The 25,057-nt window shown below is 41.3% G+C and carries 17 protein-coding genes and 1 riboswitch; of the genes, 14 read left to right on the top strand and 3 right to left on the bottom strand.

Translation table 11 applies throughout. The annotated features are described in order from the left end of the window. Window positions 1-5 precede the first annotated feature (5 nt). A complete protein-coding gene (locus ACXAFK_RS13785; protein WP_293296548.1) occupies window positions 6-752 on the bottom strand; it encodes an electron transfer flavoprotein subunit beta/FixA family protein in 747 nt (248 codons plus the stop codon). 167 nt (window positions 753-919) lie between these two features. On the opposite strand from ACXAFK_RS13785, the gene ACXAFK_RS13780 reads away from it, so the two are divergent. The 4 genes from ACXAFK_RS13780 (at window position 920) to ACXAFK_RS13765 (ending at window position 7,676) form a co-directional block, all read left to right on the top strand. Beyond that, entirely contained in the window at window positions 920-1,900 is a 981-nt protein-coding gene (locus ACXAFK_RS13780) for a pyruvate dehydrogenase complex E1 component subunit beta (protein ID WP_224835373.1), read from the top strand. Window positions 1,901-2,057: 157 nt separating this feature from the next. Further along, complete coding sequence (locus ACXAFK_RS13775; RefSeq protein WP_474958115.1) at window positions 2,058-4,553, top strand: DUF5686 family protein; 2,496 nt, start codon at window positions 2,058-2,060, stop codon at window positions 4,551-4,553. 76 nt (window positions 4,554-4,629) lie between these two features. After that, on the top strand, window positions 4,630-5,157 hold the full coding sequence (locus ACXAFK_RS13770; RefSeq protein ID WP_224835371.1) for an inorganic diphosphatase: 528 nt from the start codon (window positions 4,630-4,632) through the stop codon (window positions 5,155-5,157). Window positions 5,158-5,273: 116 nt separating this feature from the next. Continuing rightward, on the top strand, window positions 5,274-7,676 hold the full coding sequence (locus ACXAFK_RS13765) for a sodium-translocating pyrophosphatase (RefSeq protein ID WP_293296544.1): 2,403 nt from the start codon (window positions 5,274-5,276) through the stop codon (window positions 7,674-7,676). A gap of 182 nt (window positions 7,677-7,858) precedes the next feature. On the opposite strand, the gene ACXAFK_RS13760 is transcribed toward ACXAFK_RS13765, so the two are convergent. Together ACXAFK_RS13760 and ACXAFK_RS13755 are read right to left on the bottom strand one after the other, a co-directional pair. After that, a complete protein-coding gene (locus ACXAFK_RS13760; RefSeq protein ID WP_474958114.1) occupies window positions 7,859-8,578 on the bottom strand; it encodes an energy transducer TonB in 720 nt (239 codons plus the stop codon). 232 nt (window positions 8,579-8,810) lie between these two features. Further along, complete coding sequence (locus tag ACXAFK_RS13755; RefSeq protein WP_224835368.1) at window positions 8,811-9,428, bottom strand: deoxynucleoside kinase; 618 nt, start codon at window positions 9,426-9,428, stop codon at window positions 8,811-8,813. A 189-nt stretch (window positions 9,429-9,617) separates the two neighbouring features. Here ACXAFK_RS13755 and ACXAFK_RS13750 point away from each other — a divergent pair, with 189 nt between their 5' ends. The 10 genes from ACXAFK_RS13750 to ACXAFK_RS13705 all read left to right on the top strand — a co-directional run bounded on the left by ACXAFK_RS13750 (window position 9,618) and on the right by ACXAFK_RS13705 (window position 25,028). Then, window positions 9,618-10,520: a GLPGLI family protein gene (locus ACXAFK_RS13750; RefSeq protein ID WP_474958113.1), complete on the top strand. Its 903-nt coding sequence runs from the start codon at window positions 9,618-9,620 to the stop codon at window positions 10,518-10,520. A 16-nt stretch (window positions 10,521-10,536) separates the two neighbouring features. Continuing rightward, a complete protein-coding gene (locus tag ACXAFK_RS13745) occupies window positions 10,537-13,215 on the top strand; it encodes a carboxypeptidase-like regulatory domain-containing protein (RefSeq protein ID WP_474958112.1) in 2,679 nt (892 codons plus the stop codon). 211 nt (window positions 13,216-13,426) lie between these two features. Next, a complete protein-coding gene (metK, locus tag ACXAFK_RS13740; RefSeq protein WP_252079047.1) occupies window positions 13,427-14,680 on the top strand; it encodes a methionine adenosyltransferase in 1,254 nt (417 codons plus the stop codon). Window positions 14,681-14,896: 216 nt separating this feature from the next. Next, on the top strand, window positions 14,897-16,831 hold the full coding sequence (locus ACXAFK_RS13735; RefSeq protein WP_474958111.1) for a CocE/NonD family hydrolase: 1,935 nt from the start codon (window positions 14,897-14,899) through the stop codon (window positions 16,829-16,831). Between the two features lie 113 nt (window positions 16,832-16,944). Further along, window positions 16,945-17,052, top strand: a riboswitch (SAM riboswitch). 114 nt (window positions 17,053-17,166) lie between these two features. Beyond that, a complete protein-coding gene (locus ACXAFK_RS13730; protein ID WP_474958110.1) occupies window positions 17,167-18,444 on the top strand; it encodes an O-acetylhomoserine aminocarboxypropyltransferase/cysteine synthase family protein in 1,278 nt (425 codons plus the stop codon). A 24-nt stretch (window positions 18,445-18,468) separates the two neighbouring features. Beyond that, window positions 18,469-21,849 (top strand): bifunctional aspartate kinase/homoserine dehydrogenase I, encoded by a 3,381-nt coding sequence (gene thrA / locus ACXAFK_RS13725; protein ID WP_474958109.1) that lies wholly within the window; start codon window positions 18,469-18,471, stop codon window positions 21,847-21,849. 74 nt (window positions 21,850-21,923) lie between these two features. Then, window positions 21,924-22,238, top strand: coding sequence for a GIY-YIG nuclease family protein (locus tag ACXAFK_RS13720; RefSeq protein ID WP_224835361.1), 315 nt, complete (start codon window positions 21,924-21,926; stop codon window positions 22,236-22,238). 131 nt (window positions 22,239-22,369) lie between these two features. Continuing rightward, on the top strand, window positions 22,370-23,530 hold the full coding sequence (locus tag ACXAFK_RS13715; RefSeq protein WP_474958108.1) for a trans-sulfuration enzyme family protein: 1,161 nt from the start codon (window positions 22,370-22,372) through the stop codon (window positions 23,528-23,530). Window positions 23,531-23,589: 59 nt separating this feature from the next. After that, window positions 23,590-23,997: an RrF2 family transcriptional regulator gene (locus tag ACXAFK_RS13710; RefSeq protein ID WP_474958107.1), complete on the top strand. Its 408-nt coding sequence runs from the start codon at window positions 23,590-23,592 to the stop codon at window positions 23,995-23,997. 407 nt (window positions 23,998-24,404) lie between these two features. After that, the gene (locus ACXAFK_RS13705) at window positions 24,405-25,028 is read left to right on the top strand and encodes a phosphoadenosine phosphosulfate reductase domain-containing protein (protein WP_293296525.1); all 624 of its coding nucleotides are present in this window, start codon (window positions 24,405-24,407) and stop codon (window positions 25,026-25,028) included. Window positions 25,029-25,057: the final 29 nt, after the last annotated feature.

Below are 25,057 nucleotides of genomic sequence, written 5' to 3'. Positions count from 1 at the left end.
CTTGTTTAGATAACTTTTGCTTCGTTGTGCAGTAGCTCGACCAATTCGCCGATATTTTCGGCATCTACCAATTTTACAGGTCCCTTGGCTGCTGGTTTTTCAAACTTTTGATCTTGTGTGTGCTGTGCGGCATCAATAGGTTCTACTACGTTCAAAGTTTTTTTACGGGCCATCATAATACCTCTCATATTGGGAATGCGAAGGTCACTTTCCTCTACCAAACCTTTTTGTCCTGCGATGACCAACGGAAGACTGGTGCTTATTTTTTCTTTACCACCATCGATTTCGCGAACTGCTGTGGCATTGTTTCCGTCAATTTCTAGGCCTATACACGTGTTAACGAAGTTCATGTCCAATAGTGTGGCGAGGATACCAGGTACCATACCACCGTTGTAGTCGATAGATTCTCTACCGGCAATAACAAGGTCGTACGAACCATTTTTAACCACTTCGGCCAACTGTTGGGCCACAAAAAAGCCGTCTGTTGGTTCTGCATTTATTCTAATGGCCTCATCGGCGCCAATGGCCAAGGCCTTACGAATGGTAGGCTCGGTTTGGGCTCCGCCTACATTCACCACATGTACGGTGGCACCTTGTTTTTCCTTGAACCACATGGCTCGGGTCAATCCAAACTCATCATTGGGATTAATAACAAATTGAACCCCGTTTGTGTCAAACTTGGTATCGCCTTCCGTAAAATTGATTTTGGAAGTGGTATCCGGCACGTTGCTTATGCAAACTAAAATCTTCATATGTACTTTAGGTTTATGTGTTCAAATATAATTATAAAATCGGAAATTTATTATGCATGCATAATAAATTTTGTTCTTTTTTTGGATTTTGGTCAAGCAAATTTCGGGTAGTTTTTCCTATTTTTGCTTGCGTTTTTAAGCAGACTATAAATATTTAGTACGATTTAATGAAAACATTACAGTTTAGGGAGGCAGTAGCCGAGGCTATGTCCGAAGAAATGCGAAGAGATGATACCATTTACCTAATGGGCGAGGAGGTAGCCGAATATAATGGGGCTTACAAGGCTTCCAAGGGCATGTTGGACGAGTTTGGGCCGGAGCGTGTAATCGATACACCGATTTCCGAGTTGGGATTTGCCGGTATCGGCGTGGGTTCCGCTATGAACGGAAACAGACCTATCATTGAATTTATGACGTTCAATTTCTCATTGGTGGGAATTGATCAAATTATAAACAACGCTGCCAAGATTCGTCAGATGTCAGGTGGTCAGTTTAATTGTCCTATCGTATTTAGAGGGCCTACAGCCTCTGCAGGACAGTTGGCCGCGACACACTCCCAGGCTTTCGAAAGCTGGTACGCCAACACTCCTGGGCTAAAAGTTGTTGTTCCTTCGAATCCGGCGGATGCCAAGGGACTGTTGAAATCTGCCATTCGAGATGACGATCCTGTGATTTTTATGGAATCGGAACAAATGTATGGGGATAAAGGCGAAGTCCCAGAAGGTGAGTATACCATTCCTTTGGGGGTTGCCGACATTAAAAGAGAAGGTACCGATGTAACCATTGTTTCCTTTGGAAAAATTATAAAAGAAGCCTACAAAGCCGCCGATGAATTGGAAAAAGAAGGTATTTCTTGTGAGATAATCGATTTGAGAACCGTGCGTCCCATGGACCACGAGACCATCTTGACCTCTGTTAAGAAAACCAATAGAATGGTAATTTTGGAAGAGGCATGGCCATTCGGGAACGTAGCAACCGAGATTATCTATCACGTTCAGGACAAGGCATTCGATTATTTGGATGCCCCGATCGTAAAATTGAACACAGCTGACACCCCTGCGCCATACTCACCAGTGCTTTTGGCAGAATGGTTGCCAAATCACGAAGATGTGATAAAGGCTGTTAAGAAAGTGTTATACAAGCTTTAGAGTTAAAATTGTAAAGTATATTAGCCCCGTCAACATTGTTGATGGGGTTATTTTTTAGGGAACATTTTTTGATTAGAAATTACTTTAAACCAAATTTGACCTTATTAATTATGGGAATCGCTCGTAATTGGTTTCCATATGGCCCTTATATCTACCTATGAAAAGATACTTTTCCTATTTTTTACTTCTTTTTTGTTTTGGTGCATCCGCACAGTCCAAAATTGAAGGTGTGGTAACCGATGAAGAAGGGATGCCCATTGCCTTTGCAAACATAATTTTTGTGGATTCATCAGAAGGAACCATTACTAACGATAATGGTCGTTTTTATTTGGAATCCGATGAAACGCACGAGGCTATAAAAGTATCGTTTATCGGTTACGAGACCGTTGAGATTCCCTTGGGGCAAAAGGTGAGTTATGGTATGGAAATCGTTTTAATGGAATCGGCGGAGCAACTTCAGGAAGTGGTTATCTATACAGGGAAGCAATCCAAAAAAAATAATCCTGCCATCGATATTTTGCGAAAAATTTGGTCCAAAAAGCGCGAAAATGGCGTCCGTAAATTTGAACAATATCAATACGATAAATACGAAAAAATCGAGTTTGATCTTAATACCATCGATAGTGCTTTGATCAAAAGCAAACTTTTTAAAGGATTGGAATTTATGTTCGAGGATTTGGATACTTCTCGAATTACGGGCAAAACCTATTTGCCCATGTTCCTGAACGAAAGTTTTTCCAAGGTTTATGGCGATAATACGATGGAAAGGGAAAAGGAAGATGTACTTGGAAACAAAAATTCAGGATTTAGTGGGAACCAGGCTATTACAGCATTTGTGGAAGATCTTTATTCCGACTACGACATCTACGATAATTACCTTAAATTTTTCGATAAAAGCTTTACAAGTCCTTTATCCAAAACTGGGATAGATGTGTATAATTACGTGCTTTCGGACAGTACCTATATCGACAACAAATGGTGCTACAACATAATTTATTATCCAAGAAGAAAGAACGAGCTTACATTTAAAGGGGACTTTTGGGTAAACGACACCACCTTCGCCATAAAAAAGATTAATATGCAGGTCACCAAGAGTGCCAATATTAATTGGGTGAAGGAAATTTATATAGAGCAGGAGTTCGATGTGGTCAATGATTCTGTCTTTTTGTTGAAGCGTGACTATATGCTAAGTGATTTTAGTTTCTCCAAAAAAGAGGAATCCAGAGGTGTGTACGGAAAGCGTACCACCGTTTTTGATAATTACACGTTTAATAATCCTAGACCTGAGGAATTTTACAAAGCAGTTGCCGACCCTTACGATCCAAGGGTTTTCTCTCAGGACAGTATCTTTTGGAAAAACGCCCGTTTGGAAAGTTTGAACGAGGATGAATCGGGCATTTTTAAGTTGCTGGATACTTTAAAGACCGTTCCAAAGTTCCGTACCTATTACGACATTGTAAGTATTTTAGGTTCTGGATATGTCGAAATAGATAAGTGGAACCTCGACATCGGAGATATATATTCCACATTTGGTTATAACGATGCGGAAGGAATCCGTTTGCGCGCAGGAGCCAGGACATATTTTGGTCAGAACGATCTATGGCGATTGGAGGGCTATATGGCCTATGGTTTTAATGATAAAAAGGTAAAACATGGATTCTCGGGTAAATTTTTGCTCGATCGTAAAAATAGATTGATCATATCGGGAGGAAATCGACGCGATATAGAACAACTGGGATTGAGCCTTACCAGTACCAACGATGTGATGGGAAGGAGCATTGCATCTTCTTCTTTGGTGACTGTTGGCTCCAACGATCGTTTGACCAATATTAACCTTTCAACGCTGAACGTGGAAATGGAACCGGTCAAAAATTTTAGGATAAATGTGGGAGGGTCGTTCCGTACCTTAAGCTCCGCATTGCCCGATGCCTTTAGTTTGGACTACGTGGATGCAGGTTCCCCTTCAGGTATTGCGTCGGAAATAAAACAGTTCGATCTAAACACCACACTGATCTATACTCCGGGCAAGCGCACCATTGGTTACGGCGTTGAACGCTCCAATATTAATGATGACTACAGCACATTTATATTGCAGTACACCAAAGGTGTGGATGGCTTTTTGGAAAGTGATTTTGATTATGAGAAAATTCAATTCTCCTATAGACAACCATGGCAATTGGGAGGATTTGGTAGGTTGACGAGTAGTGTGGAACTTGGAAAAACATTTGGAACGGTGCCATTAGGTTTGCTGAGTGTGGTTCCGGGCAACCAAACATTGTTTTCTTTATACAATGTTTTTCCCAATCTGGATTTTTATGAGTTTGTTACGGATACCTATGCCACCGTACATTTGGAACATAATTTTAATGGTCGGATTTTTTCGCGGATTCCGTTGTTGCGAAAACTGAATCTAAGGGAAATTATTGGTGTTCGAGGAGCGTGGGGTCAGTTGTCCGAAGAAAATATAGCTCTGAGCGCCCCTACAAATATTCCGCTTATGGCCCCCGAAGATCAAATCTATTGGGAATACTCACTCGGTGTGGGCAACATTTTCAAAATATTGCGGATCGACTTTAATTTTCGTGGAAACTATCTCGAAAATCCAGATGCCAGGGCGTTTGGGATAACAGGAACCTTCGGATTTAATTTTTAATTAATACGAAACCGCCAATTTATGCCCACTATTCCAGTTATACTGGTTATTTTTGCACAATAAATTTATTGCTGACATGTCTAAAAAACCACGTATTACCTTTGATGTACTGGTAGAAATTCCCAAAGGTAGCAGAAACAAGTACGAATACGACTTTACCTTGAACAAGATTCGGTTTGACCGAACCTTATTTTCTTCGATGATGTATCCCGGTGATTACGGATTTATTCCCGAAACCTTGGCCCTGGATGGAGACCCTTTGGATGTATTGGTACTTTGTACCGAACCCACCTACCCCATGGTAGTGGTAGAAGTTAAGCCGGTAGGTGTGTTCCACATGACCGATGAAAAAGGTCCCGATGAAAAAATAATATGTGTTCCAGTATCCGACCCTATTTGGAGCAAAAGAGATGATATCAGTGAATTAAACCCTCACAGATTAAAAGAAATCGAGCACTTTTTCCAGGTATATAAAGATTTGGAAGAGAAAAAAGTAGATACCGGGGGTTGGGGAGATGTCAACGAAGCGGTCAAAATCTATCATGAGTGCGTGCAGCGCTATGAAGAAAGTGATCATAAAAAGAGACGGGCCTATACTATATAGAATATATAACAAAAACTTTTAAAAAATGCGCTTTTAATAATTAAAGGCGCATTTTTTTTATTACTTCGTATTTCATTACATTAGCTTCCATTAAAAATCACTAAATAACTCAATCTATGGATTTAATCGTGAAATTTTTGCCCGTATTCGGTATTCTGGGCCTTTTGTACGTCTTTATTAAAAACGTATGGATCTCCAAACAAGAGGTGGGGGATGCCAAAATGGCAAGAATAGCCAAAAATATTGCCGATGGAGCAATGTCCTTCTTAAAAGCGGAATATAAAATATTGAGCATCTTCGTTATTGCAGTAGCTGTTTTGCTGTTCTTTAAAGGAAGTAATGAGACAGGCTCAAATGGAATGGTCGCAGTATCCTTTATAGTAGGGGCCATTTGTTCCGCCCTTGCTGGTTTTATCGGTATGAAGGTGGCTACAAAGGCAAATGTTAGAACTACCAATGCGGCAAGAACCTCGTTGGGCAAGGCCCTGGAAGTGGCATTTGCAGGAGGGGCCGTAATGGGGTTGGGTGTTGTAGGCCTCGGTGTTCTCGGTTTAAGTGGATTATTTATGATATACAGCGGTCAAGGCTGGGAAATAGGAGAAGTGCTCAATGTACTTTCCGGTTTCTCCTTGGGAGCATCTTCCATTGCACTTTTTGCCCGTGTTGGTGGAGGTATTTACACAAAAGCTGCCGACGTAGGAGCTGATTTGGTAGGTAAAGTAGAAGCGGGTATTCCCGAGGACCACCCATTGAACCCTGCCACCATTGCAGATAATGTAGGTGATAATGTAGGCGATGTTGCCGGTATGGGAGCCGATTTGTTTGAATCTTATGTGGGTTCCATAATAGGTACAATGGTATTAGGTGCGGTTTTTGCCGGTATCCCTGAGTTTCAAAATGCTTTTGATGGACTTGGAGCAGTGTATTTACCATTGGCTTTAGCAGCCGTGGGTATTATTATGTCTATAATCGGAACCTTTTTTGTAAGGGTCAAAGATGGTGGAAACCCACAAACAGCATTAAACGTTGGCGAGTTTGGTTCAGCAGGTTTGATGCTGATAGCGTCCTATTTCATTATTAATGCCATGCTGCCGGAATCTTGGGTAGAAGGAGGAAAAGAATACTCGGCCATGGGTGTTTTCTGGGCCACAATTGCTGGACTTGTAGCGGGATTGTTGGTTGGAAAAGTAACCGAATATTACACAGGAACGGGCACAAAGCCTGTAAACTCTATCGTGCGTCAGTCCGATACAGGTTCGGCCACAAATATTATAGCTGGGCTTGGAGTGGGAATGATGTCCACCGCAATACCGATTATCTTAATCGCGGCAGCTATTTTGGTTTCCCATTATTTTGCAGGACTGTACGGAATTGCCATTGCAGCGGTCGGTATGTTGGCCAATACGGGTATTCAACTAGCTGTAGATGCTTATGGACCAATCTCCGATAATGCCGGGGGTATTGCGGAAATGGCAGAACTGCCGAGCGAGGTGCGAGAAAGAACAGATAAATTGGATGCTGTTGGGAACACTACGGCTGCCATTGGTAAAGGTTTTGCCATTGCCTCTGCGGCTTTGACCGCCTTGGCACTTTTTGCCGCCTTTATGAAAACTGCGGGAGTAGAATCAATAGACGTTTCTCAACCCGATATTATGGCAGGTTTGTTGATCGGAGGCATGCTTCCGTTTGTATTCTCCGCACTCTCCATGAATGCCGTAGGTAGAGCGGCAATGTCCATGATAGAAGAAGTGCGCCGACAGTTTAAGGATATTCCGGAATTGAAAGCAGCATTGGAGATTATGCGCAAGCACGATGCGGATTTATCAAAAGCAAGCAAGGAAGATATGGAAATTTTTGAAGCAGCGGACGGGAAAGCCGAATATGAAAAATGTGTGGCCATATCCACACAAGCTTCCATTAAAGAAATGGTGTTCCCAGGATTGTTGGCGATAGCCGTACCCGTTGCCATCGGATTTATTGGTGGCGCGGAAATGTTGGGAGGTTTATTGGCCGGTGTAACCACGGCCGGTGTACTTATGGCAATTTTCCAATCCAATGCCGGAGGTGCATGGGACAACGCCAAGAAGACCATCGAGAGCGAAGGTCGTAAAGGTAGTGATGCCCATAAGGCAGCGGTGGTCGGAGATACGGTAGGGGACCCGTTCAAGGATACCTCTGGACCGTCATTGAACATTTTGTTAAAGTTAATGTCGGTAGTGGCATTGGTAATTGCGCCAAGTCTGGTAAGTCTTGCCCCTGCAGATGAGGTGAGTATGTTGAAAGAAGATGGCACAACAATTACCATTACCGAAGAGGGAATGAAAGAAACCAAAGAGGTGGAAAAACAAATTCGTATAGAGGTGAGCAACACAGAAGACGGTACTTTTAAGGCCGTTGTCACCTCCACATCTTCTGTAAATGGAGAAGAATCTGTAGAAACCAAAGAATTTATGGCAGAGACCAAAGAAGAATTGGAAAAAAAGATACAAGCCTATAAGAGTGCCGAGGCAAAGGATTAGCTCTTGCTTTAAGTAAAGCTGAAAAACCACGCCCCATGGCGTGGTTTTTTATTTTTTATGGGATAAGGAAATCTCGATCAGTTTTTTCAGTATTCATTTTAAAAATGATACTTCTAACCATTTGTCATTTTAGAACCGTTGATCGGGCGCCTTGGAGATCTCATGGATATAAATAAATGTTTCTATTTGTTCAACTTAAAGGTAATCGGAATGGAATAAGGAACTTTTACCGGTGTCCCTCTTTGTTTTCCAGGTGTCAAGGCGGGTAATTTAGAAATAATTCTGGCAGCCTCTTTCTCCAAACTTTCATGTGGCCCCCTGAGCCTAATGTCTCCTATGCTTCCATCCTTTTGAACGGTGAATACAACGCTAACCCGACCTTCGAGACCTAATTCTTGTGCAATTTCAGGGTACCGGAAGTTTTTTCGGATATGCTTTAACATCTGTTCTTGAAAGCATAGCCTTTTTTCCGCTTCATCCTTTTCGTTTTCACAACCGGGGAAAATCGGGGCATTCTCAATAAGGATAAAAGGAATTTCGTCCGGGATGTCGTCTTCGGCAACTTCAATGCTTTCAACTTCTGCTATTTTGGTATCTTGGTCTATATCGTTCGATTCTATAAAGGTTTCCTCTACCTTATCATCATCCTCGGCAACCACAATTTTTGGAGGAGTCTGTATTTTTGGTTGAGGTGGGTCCGGTAGTTTTATTTTAAGGATGGTCGCATCCTCGTCCAGACTTTCCTGAACTGTGAGTTGACCAATTTCCCAAGCATTGTTTTTGTGGTACGTTTTCCATTCCAAGGCCAAATAGGTCATAAAGAGTATCAAGGTCATTCCTACAAAAAAGTAGAGCATGCTGTTTCGCTTTACCTCCATTTGAGGGTTCTTTTTCGGTTCCATAATTTTCAAGTTTTAAACCTTTTAAAAAGGTGTAGTTAATAGCTATGGGACAATCCCGAGCTTAAACTACTTTAAACTTGGGTCGATATAAACCAACAATGAGCAAGAAGGGCATTTGGTTGAGGGAAATGACCTTATAAGGTGAGAATAAATTAATTGAATATGTGGCATGGGGGAAACTTAGCTAAATGCTAGGTCGTTAAGAATCCCCAAAAACCAAATAAAATGAATGCTACTCGAACAACCCGTGGATTTCGCCATCTATACGATTGATAACTTCGCCCAAGTCTTCGGGATTGTCCACAAAATCCAAATGGTCCACATCAAAAATGAGCAATTTGCCCTTTTTGTAAGTGTTCACCCAGGCCTCATAGCGCTCATTCAATCGACTTAGGTAATCAATCGAAATTGAGTTTTCGTAATCGCGCCCACGTTTATGGATTTGGTTCACCAAATTGGGGATGGAGCTTCGCAAATAGATCATAAGGTCCGGTGGCTGTACCAATGTTTCCATGAGTTCGAATAAACCTTTATAGTTTTCAAAATCACGATTGGTCATAAGGCCCATGGCGTGCAAGTTAGGGGCAAAAATATGGGCATCTTCATAAATGGTCCTATCCTGTATTACATTTTTGCCGCTCTCCCTAATTTTAAGGATTTGGCGATATCGACTGTTAAGGAAATATATCTGCAAATTAAAGCTCCAACGCTCCATCTGATTGTAAAAATCATCGAGGTAGGGATTGTCCACCACATCTTCAAAATGAGCTTCCCATTTATAATGTTTGGATAAAAGATTGGTCAGGGTGGTTTTCCCTGCGCCTATATTCCCAGCTACAGCAATATGCATATGTCAGTGTTTATTGATGATGTACTTTGTGCCACTTGGAGCGCAATATACAAAGTTAATAGGCGTCTTTGAAAATTTTTGGATGTACGCACTTTTTCTTAAATAAATACTAAACTATGGTTTTTGGTTAGCGATGGTTAAACCTTTCTTCGAAATTGGAGTCAAATTCACAATTTTGAACCTAATCGCATGAAAAAATCGTTGTTATTTTCTTTTATTCTGACCCTGGCCATATATCATGGACATTCCCAGAATTTTATCGGCACAGCAATTTATCAAAGTAAAACCTCCATTCAAGGTGATTTTGGTCCACCGGATATGCCAGAGGCCCGTAAGCAAGAAATTTTGGAACGGATGAAGAAAGCCATGGAGAAATCTTACGAGTTGACTTTTGATCGTTCTACCTCCATTTATATAGAAGAAGAAAAACTGGAAACCCCATCCGTTGATCAAGGTAGAGGTGGCCCGCGATTTGGTATGTTCTCGACGACCGGCGGCACATACTATAAGAATATTCAAGGGCAGGTCTATACTAACTCGGTAGAGACATTTGGTAAAAAGTTTTTGATAAAGGACAGTTTGCCTCAACTAAATTGGCAGCTCACTTCGGAAACCAAAAAAATAGGCAATTATACATGTTACAAAGCCACAGCGGTAAAAACGATAGATACAACATCCATGGAAAATCTTAGGAACATGATGCGGCCGCCACGAAGGGATAATGGGGATAAAGCAGGAGAACAAGAGCAAAAGGATTCGGTTCAAGGGAATTCATTGTTGGCCCGTATTGAATCTCCCAAGGAACAAATTATTACCGCATGGTTTACACCGGATATACCCGTGGGCCAAGGCCCAGGCCCCTACTGGGGGCTACCGGGATTGATCTTGGAGGTGAATGATGGACGTACGGCCATACTGTGTTCCAAGATAGTGCTCAGCCCCGACAAGGAAATTGAAATAGTCCAACCTAAAAGGGGCAAAGAGGTGACCCAGGCCGAATACAACAAAATTTTGGTAGAGAAGATGAAGGAAATGTCGGAGAGGTTTCGGAATAACGGACGAAGGGGCGGAGGTCCCGGAGGCAGACCATAATTTTATTGGATAGTCGATGAATAAAATTTTTAAGGCTCTTGTGTTACTTTTTGTAACATCTGCCATGGCGCAAAAGGTAACGGTAACGGGAATCGTGTCAGATTCTCTTAAAAATCCTTTGGATGTTGCAAATGTAGTTGCGGTAAATCAAGAAAACCAGGCATTGGATGCTTTTGGCATAACCAATGATAAAGGGGAGTACAAACTAAACCTAAAAACAAATGCCAGCTATATTTTAAAAGTAAGCTACCTTGGTTTTAAACCTGCCGAAATTCCATTGCAAACAAAGGAATCGGATATGGTCTTGGATGTGGTGTTGTACGAACAGGCGGAAAGTTTGGATGAGGTGGAGGTTGTTTATGAGATCCCTATCTCCATCCAGGGCGATACCATTGTCTATAATACGGATTCCTTTGTATCCGGAACGGAACGAAAACTGGCCGATGTACTGGAAAAGTTACCTGGGATAGAGGTCAGTGACGAGGGAGAGATACAGGTAGAGGGCAAAACCGTGACCAAAGTTATGGTCGAAGGCGAAGAATTTTTCGATGGAGACTCTAAATTGGCATCGAAGAATATTCCTGCCAATGCACTCAGCAAAATTGAAGTGTTGCGCAATTATTCAGAAGTTTCCCAACTAGGTGGAGTTACCAATAATCAAGATAACGTTGCACTTAATATAAAATTAAAGGAAGGCAAAAAGAAATTTTGGTTTGGTGAAGTTACGGGAGGTTTTGGCTTGGACGAAAGATATATTGCCCATCCAAAGCTATTTTATTATTCACCGGACTTTAGTGTCAATATCCTTACCGACCTTAATAATATTGGCGAAGTGGCCTTCTCTTCTCGCGATTATTGGAATTTTACGGGAGGGTTTCGCAGTGCCACCCGAGGAACCGTAGGTACATCATTTAGTACAAGTTCCAGTAGCCAAGGAATCAGTACGGCCCAGAACAATAGGGCAAAATCGTTAGAAACCAAGTTCGGAGCTATAAATTTTAGCTATAAACCATCCGAATCATGGAGGTTGAGCGGTTATGGAATATATTCCTACAACAACACCCTGATGCAGACCACCGCGACCAATACGTACATCTCCAGTGGCGAAACGGAGCTTACGGATACCAATACCGATCAAGCATCAAAATTGGGACTCCTGCAATTTAAATCGTCTTACAGTCCGAACGAAAGGCTGCAATGGGACTACCAGATCCAAACAAGGTTATCGGAAGAGGAACAATACACCAATACCTTGTCCGTTTCCGATGTAACGGACGAAATTGGGCAGAACAATGCACAAAAACCGACCACGGTTACACAGAATACCAATCTATATTACACCTTAAACCCAGAACATATATTCGCTTTTGAAGGGCAATATGAGTATTCCGATGAAGACCCGTTTTATAACGCTATACGATCAGAACAGCCTTTTGGAGGATTGATTCCCTTGGATTCCGATCAATCCAATTATAACATTAACCAAAAACAGTATACCCAAACCAATAGGTTGGATGCAAAACTCGATTATTTTTGGGTAACAGGAGCAAAGAGCAACATCAATTTAACCTTGGGGACCACACAATCCAGTCAGAGGTTCAACTCTTCTATTTTTCAGGTGTTGGATGAAGGCAGTGAGATTACTTTTAATGATGATGAACTCAATAACAATGTGCAATTCAACTTTTCCGATATGTATCTAGGGTTTCATTATAAATGGATCATGGGCAAGTTTACGTTCAATCCAGGTTTCCATGTACACAACTATGTGGCGGCCAATACCCAGTTGGGTTCAAAAGTGAAGAACGAACTTACCAATATAGTGCCCGACCTGTTCATTAATTTTCAGATTAAACAATCCGAGAGCATTAGGTTCAACTACAATATTACCCGGAATTTTACGGATATCAACAATTTGGCCGCTGGCTACATATTTAATAATTACAACTCGGTGTATCAAGGTAACCGTGATCTGGAAAGTGCGCTGTACCATAATCTATCGCTCAATTTTTTCAGTTTTAGTATGTTCAACCTTCAAAATATATTTGCCAGGTTCAACTATAGTAAGCGTATCGATGCCTTTAAGGTCAATACAAGTATCGAGGGGATCAATCAGGTGCGTACCACCATCAATTCCAATTTAGACGATGAAACCTTCAGTGGTTCAGGAAGTTTTCAGAGGACATTTGGCCGAATTAAGGTAAAGACCAACGCTTCCCTTTCACTTTCAAATACATTCAATATAGTGAATAATGCCCCTCAAAATTCAAAATCCCTAACTCAGAGCTATTCAGCCTCTGTTGGTAGCAGCTTTACCAATGCACCCAATTTAGAGCTTGGTATCGGATATACCATAAACGATTACGATAACGGAAATACGAGTACTACCTATTATACCAACAGACCGTTTGTTAAGTTCGATGCGACCTTCTTAAAGAACTTTCTCTTTTTGGTGGATTACGACCATTACATATATACGGACAAAGAAGGTACCATAGACAATAGATATGGCTTTCTCGATGCAAGTCTATCCTATCAAAAATCCGATAGTAAATGGGAATATAGTATTGAGGCCACCAATCTTACCAACAATGCTTCTTTGGACCAAAACTCCTATGATGACCTGTATTTTAGAACATCAAACTATATGGTCCAGCCACGTTATGTTGTTCTAAAGGTGAAGTATGAATTATGATTTGTTTTTGTGTTCAAAATTTTGATGGTTTTGGGTTTCACCGTACTTTTGCCCTTCAAAACGAGGAAAGATTTGACTGATTGCAACCTCTTGTCCCAAACTATCAGGGATGAAAAATGCTAAAGCAGTTTACTGGACGTGTGTTCAGTGGTCTCTACCGAGAAAAAACTCCTTTGGTTATTCAATTGAATCTTTCCGTTAAAGGAAAACAATGTCATATTTATTTACGTCCGAATCGGTAAGCGAAGGACACCCGGATAAGATAGCCGATCAAATAAGTGATGCCCTATTGGATAATTTTCTTGCCTTTGATCCCGAGAGCAAAGTGGCTTGCGAAACTATGGTCACTACAGGTCAAGTGGTTTTGGCCGGCGAGGTAAAAAGCCATACTTATGTGGATCTGCAAAGTATAGCCAGGGAGGTTATCAATAACATTGGTTATACGAAAGGCGAGTACAAGTTCAGTGGGGATTCCTGTGGGGTAATCTCATTGATCCACGAACAATCCCAAGATATAAACCAAGGAGTGGACCGGGGTACTAAAGAAGAACAAGGCGCCGGTGATCAAGGAATGATGTTTGGGTACGCCACGACCGAGACCGACAATTATATGCCATTGGCTTTGGATATATCCCATAAGATTTTGGAAGTGTTGGCCGATTTAAGAAGGGAGGGAACACAGATCTCTTACCTAAGGCCCGATGCCAAGGCCCAGGTGACCATTGAATATTCTGATGATAATGTGCCCCAGCGTATAGATACTATTGTGGTTTCCACCCAACATGATGAGTTTGACACGGACGAAGCCATGTTGGCCAAAATCAAAGAAGATGTAATCAAAATATTGATTCCCGCAGTTAAAAAACTGTTGCCGGAAAACATACAAAAACTTTTTACGGACAGTATCAAATACCATATAAATCCGACCGGAAAATTCGTGATCGGTGGTCCTCACGGGGATGCAGGGCTAACTGGAAGGAAAATTATTGTGGATACTTATGGCGGAAAAGGTGCCCACGGAGGAGGTGCCTTTAGTGGAAAAGACCCTAGCAAGGTGGATCGCAGTGCAGCCTATGCTGCACGGCACATGGCGAAAAACCTTGTTGCCGCTGGGGTGGCGAACGAAATTTTGGTACAAGTAAGTTATGCCATAGGAGTAGTGGAACCAACGTCTATTTTTGTGGAAACCTACGGAACATCGAACGTTGCTTTAAATGATGGTGAGATTGCCCAAAAAGCATCCCAACTTTTCGATATGCGCCCCTTTGCCATAGAAGAACGTCTAAAACTCCGTAATCCAATTTATTTGGAAACAGCGGCCTACGGTCACATGGGTAAAGAGCCCACGACCATGACCAAGGTTTTTGAGTCTCCATATAATGGAAGAATAGAAAAAGAGGTAGAACTCTTTACTTGGGAAAAATTGGATATGGTGGACAAGGTGAAAAAAACCTTTGGTTTATAAGCCAAACCACTGTATAAAATTAAGGACGGAGACTATCCAAGAAGTATTTAAACGCGTCATTCTGAATTCATTTCAGAATCTCACTATAATCCTAAATGAATTGTAGTGAGAACCTGAATCAAGTTCAGGTTGACGATAATCTACTTCTTAGATAGTCTTTTTTATTGGCATACTCTTGCGAACTTTAGTAGATTTAGCATATCAAAATTAGAATGTATGAGAAGTTCGTTTAGAATTGTGTTCCTAAGTGTTTTTGTCCTATTGTCTGCTGTTGGTTGCAAAAAAACCACTAAAACGGAGGTCAAGACAGTAGATACCTACGTCGCCGATAACTACACCAAAAAAGAGGTAGATATAGAAATGCGGGATGGGGTAAAACTGCATACTACCATATATGCTCCCAAGGATACCTCCAAGGAGTACCCGATTATTATGCAACGGACTCCTTACAGCTCAAGACCTTATGGAGAAGGTAATTTTAAGACCAAAATCGGTCCTAACGAACATTTAATGCGTGAAGGAAACATCATTGTTTATCAAGATGTGCGCGGAAGATGGCTCAGTGAAGGCCATTACGAAAATATGAGGGCCTACATTCCCAACAAAACATCCAACGATCAAGTGGACGAAAGTTCCGACACCTACGATACCATTGAGTGGTTGGTTAACAATGTGGAAAATAACAATGGCAACGTGGGAATTTGGGGTATATCTTATCCTGGGTATTATGCTACATATGCAACTGTGGATGCCCATCCAGCCCTAAAAGCAGCTTCTCCACAAGCCTGTATCGGGGATTTCTTTTTCGATGATTTCCACCACAACGGAGCGTATTTGTTGAGCTATTTTAGGGCGACCTCTTTGTTTGGAACGCCAAGGCCCAATGGTGACGCACCAATCGACACAGCTTGGTACACACTTCCCAAATTGCCGACAGAAGACCAGTACCAATTCTTTTTGGATGCAGGGCCACTTAAAAACTTGGATTACTTTTTTGAATACGAGACTGCAGATACCCCGACCATGCGTCCCGAAGGTGTTACCGATGATTTCTTTTGGAACGAGTTAAAGGAACACCCCAATTATGATGAAATGTGGCAGAGCAAAGGGCTCATCCAACATTTGAAAAATGTTAAGAGCAGTGTGGCCACGATGATCGTTGGTGGTTGGTTTGATGCGGAAGACCTCTACGGACCATTGGAAACGTATAAGAACATAGAAAAATACAATACGGACAATTACAATACTATGGTGTTCGGACCATGGGACCACGGTGCTTGGGCAAGAACAAAAGAGCGGAATACCGTGGGCAATTACTACTTTGGTGATTCCATATCCTTGTTCTTCCAAAAAAACATCGAAACAAAATTCTTTAATCATTTTCTAAAAGGTGAAGGAGATAAAAATTCTGGTCTGCCAGAAGCTTATGTGTTCGATACCGGAAGAAAAGAATGGAAAACGTACGATACTTGGCCACCACAAAATGTGGAAAAACAGACCATGTACCTATCCGAAGACCAAGAGCTTACATCCGAAGCTAAAAATGTAACCGGCATAGACTTCGTGAGCAATGTAAAGAAACCCGTGCCTTATTCCGAGGACGTAAAAACAGTGTTCACACCAAGAAAATACATGACCGATGACCAACGTTTTGCTGCCCGTCGTTCCGATGTTCTGGTGTTCGAGACCGAAGTGATGGAAGAAGACCTTACCTTGGCCGGGGATATTTTGGCAAAATTAAAGGTGGCCACCACCGGTACAGCAGCAGATTGGATCGTAAAGGTTATCGATGTACACCCAGCGGATACCGAGACAAATGAAGAAATGCAAGACCATCTTAAAATGAGCAATTACCATTTAATGGTAAGGAGCGAGGTGCTTCGTGGTCGATTTAGAAATAGCTTTTCAGACCCTGAACCATTTACCCCAAATCAAAAAACAGATGTGGATATCAAGCTTCAAGATGTGTTCCACACGATTAAAAAAGGGCACAAATTGCAAATTCAGGTACAGAGCACGTGGTTCCCGCTTATCGATTTGAACCCGCAGACCTATGTGGACAATATTTTTAAGGCAGACGAATCCGATTTTAAAACGCAGACCCATACTGTATTTACCGACTCCAATATTGAGTTTACGGTATTGAAGTAAAATGACTTGGAGCTTCGGACAACAAATGTGAAGGATTAATTTTTTCCAAAAGATTAGGAAAATCAAATTTTCCATGAGTATATTTGTCGTTCGAAGTTCAAACAAGTATTGATTAGTTATCAAGAAAGGTGGAGGGAATAGACCCTTTGAAGCCTTAGCAACCCTTGACCCCCAGTGTCGAGAAGGTGCTACATTCTATCCCGATTGGGTATAGATAACGACAATCGACCATTTTCGATTTCATTTTCTTATAACTTTTTGATTTTCTTACGCCCAAGGGCTAAGCGTTTGACTTTTTAATTTTTCGTTTAAAAAATTTAAAAAAAACAAAAGTCATGAGCGATCAAAAATTTGCAACAAACGTATTACACGCAGGTCACGATACCACACAGACCGCAGGAACAAGGGCAGTGCCTATTTATCAGTCAACATCCTATGTCTTTAACGACACGGACCATGCCGCGAATCTATTTTCATTGTCAGAATTGGGTTTTATTTATACAAGACTGAATAATCCAACCAACCAGGTACTGCAAGATAGATTGGCCGCTGCAGAGGGAGGGGTAGGTGCCGTTGTATTTGCATCTGGTACTGCTGCAATTTCTACAGGACTGTTGACCCTGCTAAAAGCGGGCGACCATATTGTGGCATCCAGCAGTTTGTACGGGGGCACCTATAATTTATTGAATGTTACCCTGCCAAGATTGGGTATCACTACCACTTTTGTAGATGCTTCGGACCCTTCAAATTTTGCGGATGCGGTTCAAGAGAATACACGGGCAATCTTTGTGGAATCTTTGGGCAATCCTAAAATGGATGTGTTGGATTTAAAAGGAATTTCTAAGGAGGCCAAAGCGGCAGGAGTACCATTTATTGTGGATAACACGGTAGCTACGCCCGGACTTTTAAATCCTATTGAGCACGGCGCCAATTTGGTGATACATTCCTTGACCAAATATATTGGAGGCCAGGGAACATCGCTTGGAGGAGCTATAATTGATGCCGGCACTTTTGATTGGAGCAATGGTAAATTTCCGGAATTTACAGAGCCATCTGCAGGGTATCACGGCTTGGTGTATCACGAAACTTTGGGCGCGGCGGCTTTCACTTTTAAGTTAATTTTAGAAGGGTTACGAGATTTTGGTGGAGCTTTGAGCCCTTTCAATGCTTTTCAAATTTTACAAGGATTGGAAACTTTGCCGGTTCGTATTAAGCAACACAGTGCAAATGCACTGGAGTTGGCGGAGTGGCTACAAAGCAGGGAAGAAGTAGCATGGGTAAACTATCCAGGACTTAAGGGAAACAAGTATTACGATTTGGCACAGGAATATTTGCCAAAAGGACAAAGCGGAATTGTAACATTTGGAGTACAAGGAGGGTTCGAAGCGGCAAAAAAACTAACCGATGCGACCAAAGTATTCTCCTTGCTTGCTAATATTGGTGATACAAAGTCGCTTATAATTCACCCGGCAAGTACAACGCACCAACAATTGGATGAGGAGCAACAGGCAAGCGCGGGCGTTACTCAAGATTTGATCAGGCTTTCTGTAGGTCTGGAAGACATTGAAGATTTAAAAAACGATTTGGAAGCTGGTTTTGCAGCTATTGGTTAAACATTTTGAAATTGGTAAGCACGCATGTTGCATAAAATAGAGATAAAGGAATACACGACCTTATCCGGTCATACACAAGAAATTGAACTGTCGTATCAGTTGTTCGGAAAGCCATTGCATTCGGCACCGATCATTCTTGTGAACCATGCCTTGACAGGTAATTCGAACGTTGCCGGAGAAGATGGCTGGTGGTCCGATTTGATCGGGGATGGAAAATGTATCGATACAAAAAAGTACACCATTCTGTCATTTAACATACCGGGAAATGGTTTTGATGGTTTTATTATTGAAAACTATAAGGACTTTGTTGCCGGGGATATTGCTAGAATATTTTTATGGGGACTTCGGGCCTTGGAAATCGAAAAATTGTTTGCCATAATCGGAGGCTCGTTGGGAGGAGGAATTGCATGGGAAATGACTGCTATTGACCCAAAGATAACCGAGCATTTGATCCCTGTGGCCTCCGATTGGAAATCCACGGATTGGTTGATTGCCAATTGTCAGATTCAGGAGCAATTTTTGGTCAACTCCAAACAACCGGTGCACGATGCACGTATGCATGCGATGTTGTGCTACCGTACCCCGGAATCATTTAAAGAAAGGTTTAAAAGAAGTACCAACGAAGAGCTTCAAATATTTAATGTAGAATCTTGGTTGATGCATCACGGCAAAAAGTTACAAGAGCGTTTTCAACTTTCTGCCTATAAATTAATGAACCAATTGCTCAAATCCATCGATATAACCAGAGATGGAGAGGAAGCATTTAACGCCTTGCAGGAAAGCGATACCAAGATTCATATAATCGGGGTAAACTCCGATTTGTTCTTTACTGCCGAAGAAAATAAGGAAACATTTAAGCGATTGGCACAGGCCAATACCAATGTTACTTATGGCGAAGTACAATCCGTACATGGGCACGATGCCTTTTTGATGGAGTTTGAACAATTGGAGAAATTGTTGTCCACCGTATTTCAGAAGAGTACAGAACGCATCAAAATTTTAAAATTTGGTGGAAAATCTTTGGCAAACGGCGAAGGAATTGAACGTGTTTTGAATATTATCGGTAAAAGATATGATGAGCAAGAACATTTTGCAGTAGTAGTTTCTGCGCGCGGTAAGGCAACGGACCAATTGGAGAACCTATTGGAAAAAGCGGTCAATGGGGAAGACTTCCAAAAAGATTTGAAGAAGTTTGCCGAATACCAAAAAAATAATTTTGATGGTGTGGACATAACCGAAGAACTGTCCGCAATCGAAAAAATATTGAGCGGGGTGTCATTAACAGGTGATTACAGTCTAAAAACCAAGGATGAAATACTGTCCTTCGGTGAATTGATATCTGGAAAATATGTTACTGCTGCCTTGCAGGCAAACGGGGTAAAGGCTACATTGCTCGACTCCAGACAACTCATAAAAACCGACGATAGTTTTAGCAATGCCGAGGTAGATGAAGGGCTGTCCAAAGAAAATGTGCTACGATACTTCCATGAGCTGGATTCGGGCACCGTACCCGTGGTAACCGGGTTTATAGCTTCCAATAAGAATGGTGCAACCACTACTTTGGGAAGAAATGGAACAAATTATTCCGCAGCTCTGTTGGCCAATTTTTTGGATGCAAGCGAGTTGATCAATTATACCCATGTTGATGGTATTTTTACCGCCAATCCCGATTTGGTGAAAGATGCCAGATTGATCGATATGATTTCTTACAGTGAGGCCAATGAACTCGCCAATTTTGGTGCCACCATTTTGCATGCAAAGACGATTATCCCCTTGATCGAAAAAAACATCCCATTACGTATCTGCAATACTTTCAATGATGATAACGAGGGCACCTTGATCGGTCCAAAAACTGGTCGTGGTGGCATAAAGTCCCTTTCCGTGTTGGATAATATGGCCCTTATCAATCTTGAGGGTAGGGGGTTGCTCGGAAAAGTTGGTGTGGATATGCGTATTTTCAGGGCCCTTGGCCAAAACGATATCTCCGTTGGAATTGTTTCCCAAGGATCATCGGAAAGAGGTATTGGTTTGGTAGTGGATGTCTCCAAGGCGGATAAGGCAAAAAAAGTACTCGATCAGGAATTTGAGACGGACTATTCATCGCAGGATATCAATAAAATATCCGTGGTGAAGGATGTTTCCGTTATTTCTATTGTGGGTATGGACTTGAGCAGTTTTCATAAACCCTTCAATGCCTTGGTCAAAAACCAAATCACACCCTTACTCTTCAACAACACGGTGACAGGAAAAAATGTGAGCATGGTAATGAAGAAAACCGATCTGCACAAAGCCATAAACGTGATCCATGGGCAAATTTTCGGTATTGCGAAGAAAATCAATTTGGCCTTGTTCGGTCATGGCAATGTGGGGGGGACATTGATCCATCAGATTCTGGATTCAAAAAACACGATCGAGGACAGAAAAAGTATCGACTTAAAAATATTTGCAGTGTCCAATTCAACAAAAGTACTATTGGATGCTTCGGGTATTGGTGCCGATTGGAAAGAGCGTTTGGAAACAGAGGGACAGCCTTATTCTGCTGAAGATATAATCACTTTTGCCAAAAAACATCATTTAGAGAATTTGATTGCAGTGGATAATACCGCAAGCAAAACATTTGTGGAAAAATATGAAACCTTGATCGAGCATGGTTTTGATCTGGTGTCATCCAACAAGATTGCAAATACCTTGAGCTTTGATCAATATAAATCCATACGAAAGTGTTTAGATCAAAATCAAAAACAATACCTGTACGAAACCAATGTGGGTGCAGGGCTTCCACTTATCGATACAATTAAACTACTGCATCTTTCCGGTGAGAATATTACTCGGATTAAGGGGGTGTTTTCAGGGTCGTTGAGTTATATTTTTAATACTTTTTCCGAGAAAGATGTCACTTTTTCCGAAATTGTAAAGGAAGCTATGGAAAATGGGTTTACAGAACCTGATCCTAGGGAAGACCTGTCCGGGAACGATGTAGGAAGAAAACTTTTGATTTTGGCCAGAGAGTTGGACCTTCAGAACGAGTTCGCGGATATTGAAGTGCAAAATTTAATTCCAGAAGAGCTTGAAGTCTTGGATTTTAAGAATTTTATGGAACAAATTGAAAAGATGGACACTGTTTTTGAAAAGATAAAGAAGGACCAGAAACAAGGCCATGTATTGCGATATGTTGGGGATTTGCATGGAGATTTACAACAGGACAAAGGAGTCCTGGATGTAAAACTCGTCTCTGTGCCCAAAGAGAGTGCATTGGGCCAGGTAAAGGGCTCCGATTCGATCATTGAAATTTATACGGAGTCTTACGGAGAGCACCCACTTGTGATTCAAGGTGCGGGAGCAGGAGCTGCTGTTACGGCAAGAGGTGTATTTGGCGATATTTTAAGAATAGCGGAAAAGATATAACTTCGAATACGCTCAACTACTGTACTTTAAAATCTCTGTTGGCTGAGCGTAGTCGAAGTCACAATAGTTTGCTCGTGAAAGGTTACGTATATATATTACAATGTTCGGATGGTAGCTATTACACCGGAAGCACTGTTGATTTGGACAAGCGTTTGCGAGAGCATCAAGATGGAAAAGGAGCCAATCACACCAAGAAAAGATTGCCTGTTAAATTATTGTATGCTGAAGAGTATTTGAGTATTGCAATGGCTTTTGAACGTGAGAAGCAAATTCAAGGGTGGTCACGACCAAAGAAAGAAGCTCTTATCAATGGCGAGTTTGAGGTTTTGCCTTATTTATCTGAATGTAAAAACGAAACGAACTTTAAATATTATAAAGAAGAAAAATGAAGTAGCTTCGACTCCGCTCAGCTACCCAAGTTAGAATGTTTTTGGTGACTGAGCGTAGTCGAAGTCACATTTGATTGTCATGGAAGGGTTTGAACAAAGTAGTCGAAGCCACAAAATAAAAAGGGATAAAGATGAAAAAATTCGAGACACAAGCAATACGAACGCAAATAGAGCGTAGTCAAAATTTGGAGCATTCCAGTCCCATTTATATGACCTCCAGCTTTGTTTTTGAAGATGCAGAGGATATGCGGGCCTCTTTTGCCGAAGAAAAGGAACGGAATATTTACTCCAGATATTCCAATCCCAATTCATCGGAATTGATTGAAAAAGTTTGCCAAATGGAGGGGGCGGAAAGCGGCTTCGCCTATGCTTCGGGTATGTCGGCCGTTTTTTCCACCTTGGCAGCCTTGTTAAATGCCGGTGATCATATTATATCTTCCAAGAGTATTTTTGGATCTACGCATAGTTTGTTTACCCAATTTTTCCCAAAATGGAATATCGAAACCAGTTATTTTGATGCCAACGATGTATCTCAAATCGAAGGGTTGATCAAACCTAATACAAAAATCCTATATGCGGAAACCCCGACCAATCCTGGGGTGGATGTTTTAGATCTGGCCGTTTTGGGAAAGATCGCCAAAGCACGTGGACTTATATTTATTGTGGACAATTGTTTTGCGACCCCATATTTACAGCAACCCATAAAGTTCGGGGCCGACTTGGTCATCCACTCCGGGACCAAGTTAATGGACGGGCAGGGCAGGGTACTGGCCGGAATCACCGTTGGCAATGGTGATTTAATGGACAAAGTATATCGGTTTTCAAGGATCACAGGGCCTGCATTGTCTCCCTTTAATGCTTGGGTATTGTCGCGAAGTTTGGAAACCTTGGCTGTTCGGGTTGATCGACATTGTGAAAATGCTCTGAAATTGGCCACCTATCTCGAAGGTCATAAAAAAATTGAATGGGTCAAATACCCTTTTTTAAAATCACACCCAAATCACGAAATTGCCAAAAAACAGATGAAAGCAGGCGGATGTGTTGTTGCTTTCGGGGTCAAGGGCGGTCTGGAAGCAGGCAGGGAATTCTTTAATGGAATTCGATTGTTGTCCCTTTCGGCCAACTTGGGCGATTCGCGAAGTATAGTAACCCACCCTGCTTCAACAACACACAGCAAGCTTACCACCGAAGAACGCAATGCCGTTGGTATATCGGATGGCATGGTGCGGGTATCCGTAGGCCTTGAACATATTGATGATATTATTTCGGATATTGAACAGGCCTTGGGGTAAGGTTTTTTTGATAGTATTCTTCTAGGGAACGGATTGTTTAATTTCGTTATATTCGTACGATGCTCTCCAAGAAGACAAAATACGGACTAAAGGCACTCACCTATCTTGCAAAGGTAGATGATAGACAGCCGGTACAGATTGCTGAAATTGCCAAGCATGAAAATATTTCCCAAAAATTTCTGGAAAGTATTTTGTTGACCCTTCGAAGGAACGGATTTTTAGGTTCCAAAAAAGGAAAGGGAGGAGGGTACTACCTTATTAAAGAACCCAAGGATATTCCAATGACCACTGTAATGAGGGTGCTGGAAGGTCCTATAGCCATGGTTCCATGCGTTAGCCTCAATTTCTACGAAAAATGTGACGACTGTCCTAATGAAGACGAATGTTCCGTGCACAAGTTAATGCTTCAGGTAAGGGATAGTGCTTTGGACGTTTACCGAAACAACACCTTGGCAGATTTGTTATAGCTAACTTTTAATTCAACAAGAATATAAGATGTTGAATGCATTATTAGAACTTTTTGGCGCATTTATCCGTTATTTTTTATTCAATTTTTTTAGTCTACTGAATGGAAAGGAAAAAAGAAATTTTGATTCCTTTTTAAAGGTAAAATCTTCGGATACTTCTGGCAACGTCAGTACTGATCATTGGAATGGCATTATTGGTCTTATCTCCTTTGTTTTAATGCTTTTTCTTCTCTATTTAATTATTGGACAGTCCATTTTTTATTGAGAATATGGTAAAAATAATTTCAATATTTAATTAATCTACTAAAACTATAGGGTAAATAAATAATTATGAAGGTTTTTACATGCTGTTCTAAAAATTAATTTTACGTTTGTATAACCTATTAAAACGATAGACATTATATATTATGGCTCTTGATATAGATTTGGAATATTACAACAAACAATTTAGAGGAATACCGCCTGAGGAAATCATTAGTTGGGCTTTACAGTTGTCGGAAAGAAGAATAGTTACCACCAGCTTTGGTAAATACTCAGCGGTGCTTTTGAATACATTTAGTATGGAAGATCCCAATATCGATGTGGTTTGGTGTGATACGGGATACAATTTACCGGAAACCTATGAACATGCTTCGTATTTGACCAAGTTGCTCAATCTCAACCTAAGCACCTATGTGCCGCGAGAAACAAAGGCATTCACCGAACATAGGCTCGGTTTTCCTTCGGTGGACCAGCCAGAACATGCCGAATTTTCCGAGATTGTCAAACTTGAGCCTTTCCGAAGGGCTTTGGCAGATTTTAAACCGGACATCTGGTTTTCCAATATAAGAATACGCCAGACAGAACTTAGAAGTTCTAAGGATATATTAAGTTACAGCAAAGATGGTATCCTTAAAATAAGTCCGTTTTATTATTGGACGGATGACGAGTTGGATGGCTACTTAGAGCAGCATAACTTACCAAAAAACAGCACCTATTTTGATCCGGTAAAAGCATTGGAAAGTAGGGAGTGTGGTATTCATTTGCAATAAACAAATGAATATCAAATAAGAATACTTAT

The sequence above is a fragment of the Flagellimonas sp. ABD4_174 genome, from assembly GCF_056160185.1.
Note: the sequence above shows the minus strand (reverse complement) of the source record. Positions and strands in the feature narration are given on the sequence as shown.